The organism is Acidaminobacter sp. (assembly GCF_030247605.1).
In the GTDB taxonomy this organism is placed as follows: Bacteria; Bacillota; Clostridia; order Peptostreptococcales; family Acidaminobacteraceae; genus Acidaminobacter.
Genome location: NZ_JAOTSB010000055.1, coordinates 1 through 6261 on the forward strand (window position 1 = coordinate 1; position 6261 = coordinate 6261).

Annotated in this window: 6 protein-coding genes; 5 read left to right on the forward strand and 1 reads right to left on the reverse strand. The window is 48.2% G+C overall.

The features are described from left to right. Positions 1–496 precede the first annotated feature (496 nt). Entirely contained in the window at positions 497–1516 is a 1020-nt protein-coding gene (locus OEL90_RS14885; RefSeq protein WP_300689877.1) for a family 20 glycosylhydrolase, read from the forward strand. Positions 1517–1856: 340 nt separating this feature from the next. Here the strand turns inward: OEL90_RS14885 and OEL90_RS14890 are convergent, their stop codons facing one another. Next, positions 1857–2030 carry a hypothetical protein gene (locus OEL90_RS14890; RefSeq protein WP_300689866.1) on the reverse strand — a complete coding sequence of 58 codons (174 nt, stop codon included), beginning with the start codon at positions 2028–2030 and terminating at the stop codon, positions 1857–1859. 236 nt (positions 2031–2266) lie between these two features. Between OEL90_RS14890 and OEL90_RS14895 the strand changes: the two genes are divergently transcribed. The 4 genes from OEL90_RS14895 (at position 2267) to OEL90_RS14910 (ending at position 5956) form a co-directional block, all read left to right on the forward strand. Continuing rightward, the gene (locus OEL90_RS14895; RefSeq protein WP_300689869.1) at positions 2267–2614 is read left to right on the forward strand and encodes a DUF3870 domain-containing protein; all 348 of its coding nucleotides are present in this window, start codon (positions 2267–2269) and stop codon (positions 2612–2614) included. A gap of 213 nt (positions 2615–2827) precedes the next feature. Beyond that, positions 2828–4189, forward strand: a complete 1362-nt coding sequence (locus OEL90_RS14900; protein ID WP_300689871.1) for an aspartate aminotransferase family protein — start codon at positions 2828–2830, stop codon at positions 4187–4189. A gap of 58 nt (positions 4190–4247) precedes the next feature. Then, positions 4248–5063 carry a 3-keto-5-aminohexanoate cleavage protein gene (locus OEL90_RS14905; RefSeq protein ID WP_300689873.1) on the forward strand — a complete coding sequence of 272 codons (816 nt, stop codon included), beginning with the start codon at positions 4248–4250 and terminating at the stop codon, positions 5061–5063. 80 nt (positions 5064–5143) lie between these two features. Then, positions 5144–5956 carry a nitrilase-related carbon-nitrogen hydrolase gene (locus tag OEL90_RS14910; protein WP_300689875.1) on the forward strand — a complete coding sequence of 271 codons (813 nt, stop codon included), beginning with the start codon at positions 5144–5146 and terminating at the stop codon, positions 5954–5956. Positions 5957–6261 lie beyond the last annotated feature (305 nt).

Below are 6261 nucleotides of genomic sequence, written 5' to 3' on the forward strand. Positions count from 1 at the left end.
GATGATTTATAATCTTGGTGCTGGTTCTAGTTATCTGAAGTGAATGATGAAGCGAAGAGCCGTGTGCGTTAGTTGCGCATGCACGGTTCTGTGAGGGTGAAAAGCCGCGAGGCTTGAACTACTCGACGAATCGATGAAAATTATGAAATTGATCTACAATTTAACTTAACCCATTATCGTCCATAAGATAATGGGTTAAAAAAGAGACGTCGCTTCCATGATTTTGATATACTGGTGGGGGGTGGGGAATGGGAACCGTCGGCGGAGTCTTGGCTTTGGCTTATTATAGATTCGAGGAGGATCCTAACCATATAAATATCTTAGTTACCGGCGGCCTCAGCTTTATTGGTTTTCTTTGCCATGATGGCCTCCTCTTCTTCATTTGTATAGGACTCAAGTCAATCACGAATCCTCCGCGTCATCTTTTGCAGAAAGGGTAAATACTGAATAATCTTTCAAGTCTTATCCCTGTAAGGAGTGAGCCGTTGTGGGAAGAATGATCCTCATGCTTCTTGTGATCTGTGTGATGCTGGGGGCCTGCTCACCTGCCGTCCCGCCCAAACCTTCTGATGCACCGGCTCTGGCTGGGATGCATACCTTGATCCATAATGATGATGAAGGCCTTGCACTGCTGCCCACAATCCCGAAGCTGTCTAAACGGGGTATCAATGCGCTTGTGGTGGAAGTGAACTACAATTTTGACTGGAAGAGCCATCCGGAGCTGGCAGCAGATGACGGCCTCACCCTGCAGACTGCACGGGAAGTTGCAAAGGCGTGCCGCGACAATGGTATCCGCATCATACCGGCTTTCAACTGTCTTGGCCACCAGTCATGGGGAGAACGGACCATGGCCCTGCTGAAGGTTTATCCCCAGTTGGATGAAACACCGGGCCAATACCCGAAAAACAAAGGAATTTACTGCCGCAGCTGGTGCCCCCTGAATCCAGAGGTCAATCCGATCGTATTCGATCTTATGGATGAGCTGATCGACGCCTTTCAGGCCGAAGCATTCCACGTGGGCATGGATGAGGTGCTGATAATAGCCTCTGATTTCTGCCCCCGCTGCAAGGGGAAGGATCCGGCAGAACTTTTTGCTAAAGCTATCAACGACTATCGTGCCCATCTTGTGGACGTGAATAAGGTGGAGATGTTCATGTGGGGCGACAGGCTCATCAATGGAGCTGACCCCGCCACCAGTTACAGCAAATGGGAAGCTTCATTCAACAATACCTATCCAGCGGTTGACCTGATACCCACGGATATCATCATTTGCGATTGGCATTATAAAGAACAGGAAAGCTATGGTTCCATCCCCTATTTCCTGTCGAAAGGCTTTTGCGTATGGCCCGCCAGCTGCAACGAACCGGCTGCAGCCTCCGCGCTGATCGATTACTCCCAGAACTATTGGAGCGATCCCCGAATGCTCGGGCATCTGTTCACCCATTGGGGACTGACTGACAACCAGAGTCTCGCTAAGTGGCCGCCCCTCGTGAAAAACTTCAGAAAGCTGCGCTGAGCTAACGTGCCCGTACCTGGAACGTTTTTCGGAACGCTGACGTTTAACTAATTTGAAAAGTCTGCAATCACTTAACTACAGCAAAAACAACTTCATTATCTTCACAAGTTGTGCCAGGTAGAATCGATGAAAATTATGAAATTGATCTACAATTAACCTTAACCCATTGTCGTCCATTAGATAATGGGTTAAAAAAGAGACGCCACTTCCATATTTTTGATATACTGGTGGGGAGTGAAGAATGGGAACCATCGGCGGAGTCTTGGCTCTGGCTTATTATAGATTCAGGGCTTATCCTAACCATATGGTATCTTAGTTACTGACGGCCTTGGTGCGAATTTCAATAAAAAAGTAGACCACGTGATGGAAAAAAGTAAACCATTTGTGATGGGAAAAACTGAAACATTCTTGACAAAACAACGTGAAAGTACTTTGAAACGTCGATGCCAATGATCAACACTTTATCGTGACCCACTGCTTTGAGTGGCTTTTTGATGTCATTGTTATCAAACATGCCAGACACCTCCTACAATATTTCTATCGTGGGATCTGGCTTTCCAACAAAAACTTATCATAGGCAAGGGCACGTTAGGCAAGGGCACGTTAGGCTTGACAACGTTGTCGCCGCCATGGTAAATTCTGAGTAGGTACCAAGGGCGTTCAACGATTCCGTGCACCTGTGAAAACGAAAGCCTTGTACAAAAGCTACAGGCAGAAAAAAACCGTCCTTGGAAAAAGCGAGGTCATAAAATGCCGAAATTTGGTAAGAATACGGTGTATTTCAGTTCCTACGCAAAGTTGCCTGGTGAGATGCCCTCCGCCTATTTCAACCGCAATCTGGACATAGGCATCATTATCAATTATGAGACCCATACCATAGAAGGCATGTCCTGTACTCTGATTACCGAGGATACCAAAGAGTTCCTGAAGAGTATTTTTATTGGTTCTCGTATGGATGAATCCGGCGTTCAACAACTGATCAATGAGATTAATCACCGCTACTTCGGCGCATCTCAAAAGGCAATCTGCGTGATTGTTAAGATGCTTTATGAAAAATATAATGCCTGGCTTGCGGAACGACCGATCCCATCGAGGTGAAGCCGCTCTTGTCAGGTAGCCTCAAACATTGTCACAACTTAATCCTGCTGCTTTTTTTGCGAAGAGTGACCACCATGTGACTCTAATCAAGCAATTAAAATCCGGCGAAAAAATGAAAGTACATTCTTTCATTTTTTTGGCCGGATTTTTTTGTGTCACTGTCCTTCTATTTGACTTTATACTTTAAAAATTATTTGAAAAGGAGAGATCTGCATGAGCTTGAACCGTGCCCCGGAAAATCATGTCTTCTACAGAAATCAAAATTGGCATTATCCTAAAATACAGAGAGGTGAAGGGGTTTACCTGTTTGAAGAAAATGGAAAGCGATATCTGGATGCATGCTCGGGATCTGCTGTCGCGAATATTGGCCATGGCAACAAAGAAATCGCAGAATACGCGAAAGAAATAATGGAACGCATTGCGTTTACACATTTATCGAGATTTACGGTGGATACCATTGAAGCCTGCGCGAAAAAGGTCAGCGACTGGACACCCGGCAGCCTCAACCACGTCTACTTCGTCTCAGGTGGCTCCGAGGCGACTGAAACCTCTATAAAGCTGGCTAGACAATATTTTGTTGAAAGAGATGGCGGCAGCTCCTCAAAATGGAAGATCATTTCAAAATGGAACTCTTTCCACGGCAATACCATGGGTGCCATGGCCATGACCGGGATCACCGGTCGTAAAAAAATATTCGACCCTATGACAGTGCAATTTCCAAAAATCCCTCAATTCTATCACTACAGAAATCCTTGGGGCTGCGAAACACTTGAAGAAACCAGCATCCGCTGCGCCGAAGCCCTGGAGGCTGAAATTCTCCGCCAAGGCCCTGAAAATATCCTGGCATTCATTAGCGAACCCGTGGTCGGTTCCGCCGCGCCCGGCATTCACCCTCACCCCGTCTATTTTCAGATGGTCAGAGAAATCTGCACAAAATATGATGTGCTCTGGATCGATGATGAGGTTATGGCCGGATTTGGACGAACGGGAAAAAAGATGGCAATCGACCATTACGGGGACTTCGTTCCAGATATCCTATGCGTTGCCAAGGGTATGAGCTGCGGCTACACGCCTATAGGCGCTGCAGTAGCGTCGGATGAAATTTTCAACACCATCATGGTCAAGGGCTCAGGCAGCTTTCACCACGGGCACACCTACGCTTCCAATCCCCTTTCAACAGGGATCGCCCATAAGGTGATCGAGATCATTGAACGGGAAAACTATGTTGAAAACTGCGCTCTACAGGGTGATGATCTCTTAAGAAAAATGGAAACCCTCTACAAGTATCCCATTGTCGGTGATGTGAGGGGCAAAGGCTTGATGCTCGGAATTGAATTCGTGAGAGATCAAAAGACTAAGACACCTTTTGAAGCAAGTGCAAAGATCAACGCCATCGTGACTGCCCACTGTCTGGAAGAAGGCATCGTGCCATACCCGGGCAGTGGTTCGGCAGACGGCGTCCGGGGAGATCACATACAAATCACTCCGCCAATCAATATCAGCAAGGAAGAAACCTCTGAACTGTTTGAAGCTCTCGAAGCCGCCATTAAAAAAACCTGTGATGAAGTGCTGTGATTAAGCGCCACAGCAGCCCGCTTGTTACTTTAAATACCCGAGGAAATGGAGGATCTCAATGGATAAATTGATTATTACTCTGGCGCATACCGGCAATGTCCCCACCAAAGAAATCAACCCAAACACCCCCGTCACGGTTGAAGAAATCGTCAACGACATCAAGGCGTGCGCAGCGCTTGGCGCTTCGATCGCGCATATCCATGTCCGCGACGCAAGTGAAAAGCCCACCAGTGACCGCAGCCTTTTCAAAAGTGTATTGGACCGTCTGGACACGGAGAAGGTCAAGATTATCAGGCAGTTGTCCACGGGTGCGCGCGGTGGAGAAAACACTGTGGCATGGCGCGGACAGATGCTGGACCTGAAGGTTCAGATGGCCAGCCTTTCGACCGGCTCCTCCAATTTTCCGAACAGCGTCAACGCCAACGCACCGGAGCTGGTGGAAGCGCTCGCGTCAAAGATGCTTCAAAATGGAATCAAGCCAGAAATTGAAGCGTTTGATCTGGCTATGATTTCCAACGCCCATTTCCTGCTGAAGCGCGGCATATTGAAGGGCCCGCTGCACTTTAATCTGGTTATGAACGTTCCCGGATCCATCGTCGGAGCTCCAAAAAATCTGATGTATATGGTGGACAGCCTGCCGCTGGATTCTACCTGGACGGTCACTGCCGTCGGCAAAAGCCATGTGCCGCTGATCACGATGGCCATTGCCATGGGCGGACATGTCAGAACCGGACTAGAGGACGTCATTGAATACGAAAAAGGCATCCCGGCCTCGAATCCAATGCTCGTCGAACGCGTCGCAAGAATCGCGAAAGCGGTTGGCCGTCCTATCGCGACGCCGGAAGAGGTTTATGATTTGTTAAGTCTTCGATAAAAGCGGTTGTTGAAGCCCCTCACGTTGAGGGAGAAGTGCTTGCGCGATAAAAGTCAAACAGGGATGGAGATGTTGATGAGATGATGATTGAAAAACAGTATAAAATCGCAGTTATTCAGCTGAAGGCGGTTCAGGGAGACCCAAACGCAAATCTGACCCGGGCGGAGCATTTTCTCCGAAAAGCCGCTGAATGCGGCGCAAGGCTTGCTTGCCTGCCTGAGCTGTTTTACACCGGATACCACCTTGATTCTGAAACTTTTCAAAAGCTCGCAGAGCCTGCCGATGGTCACCTCGTCCAGTCCCTCTCCAAACTGGCCAAGGAGCTTGGCATTTACATCATTGGAGGGTATCCCGAATCAACGGATCTGCCAGGGCGCCTCTATAATTCAGCCATTTTCATCAGCGACCAGGGCGAAGTGATTGGCAACATGAGGAAGGTATACGCATGGGGCCAGGAAAAGCTGAAATTCAGAGAAGGCGACGCGTTTCCGGTATATGACACACCACTCGGAAAAATTGGCCTGATGATCTGCTACGACGTGGAATTCCCTGAACCCGCCCGGATCATGGCACTTAAAGGCGCTCAGCTGATCGTGGTTCCCGCGGTATGGAGCATTCCTGCTGAGCGGCGCTGGCATGTCGACCTTGCCGGAAACGCGCTGTTCAACGTGCTTTATATCGCAGGGTCCAATCCGGTTGGCGACAATGCCTGCGGCTGCTCCAAAGTCGTTTCTCCTTACGGCGAAGTAATCGCAGAAGCCAGCAAGGATGAAGAGGAAATCGTCTTCGCACAGATCGACTTGGACGACATTCTCACCGCGCGTTCGAAACTGCCCTATTTCAATGATTTTAAGGAAGATACCTTCAGCATGGATGCCCTCCGCCGTTATTGACTGAGAGGCCAGACGGCATGAAAAGACCATTGGCAAAAATCTGCTGGTGGTTTTTTCATGCCCGCATGCCCGTACCTGGAACGAAAATCGGAACACTAACGTAAAATAAATTTGAAAAGTTTGCAATTACTTAATCTTGGCAAAAACAACTTCTTCATCTTCACAAGTCGTGCCAGGTTTGAACCTCCCATGACTCAAGTCACGGGATTCCTAAGAACACCGTTCTAACGAACAGTTTTTTATTAGGCTATCCCCGCCGCACCAGCGGTTAGAAGCCTTAGGGCTTCATTCTTAATATTTATGCT

Bases quoted from the DNA above. Each gene is read 5' to 3' on its own strand.
- OEL90_RS14890 (WP_300689866.1), bottom strand. From the start codon at position 2,030: ATGTTTGATAACAATGACATCAAAAAGCCACTCAAAGCAGTGGGTCAC.
- OEL90_RS14895 (WP_300689869.1), top strand. From the start codon at position 2,267: ATGCCGAAATTTGGTAAGAATACGGTGTATTTCAGTTCCTACGCAAAG.
- OEL90_RS14905 (WP_300689873.1), top strand. From the start codon at position 4,248: ATGGATAAATTGATTATTACTCTGGCGCATACCGGCAATGTCCCCACC.
- OEL90_RS14910 (WP_300689875.1), top strand. From the start codon at position 5,144: ATGATGATTGAAAAACAGTATAAAATCGCAGTTATTCAGCTGAAGGCG.
- OEL90_RS14900 (WP_300689871.1), top strand. From the start codon at position 2,828: ATGAGCTTGAACCGTGCCCCGGAAAATCATGTCTTCTACAGAAATCAA.
- OEL90_RS14885 (WP_300689877.1), top strand. From the start codon at position 497: ATGATCCTCATGCTTCTTGTGATCTGTGTGATGCTGGGGGCCTGCTCA.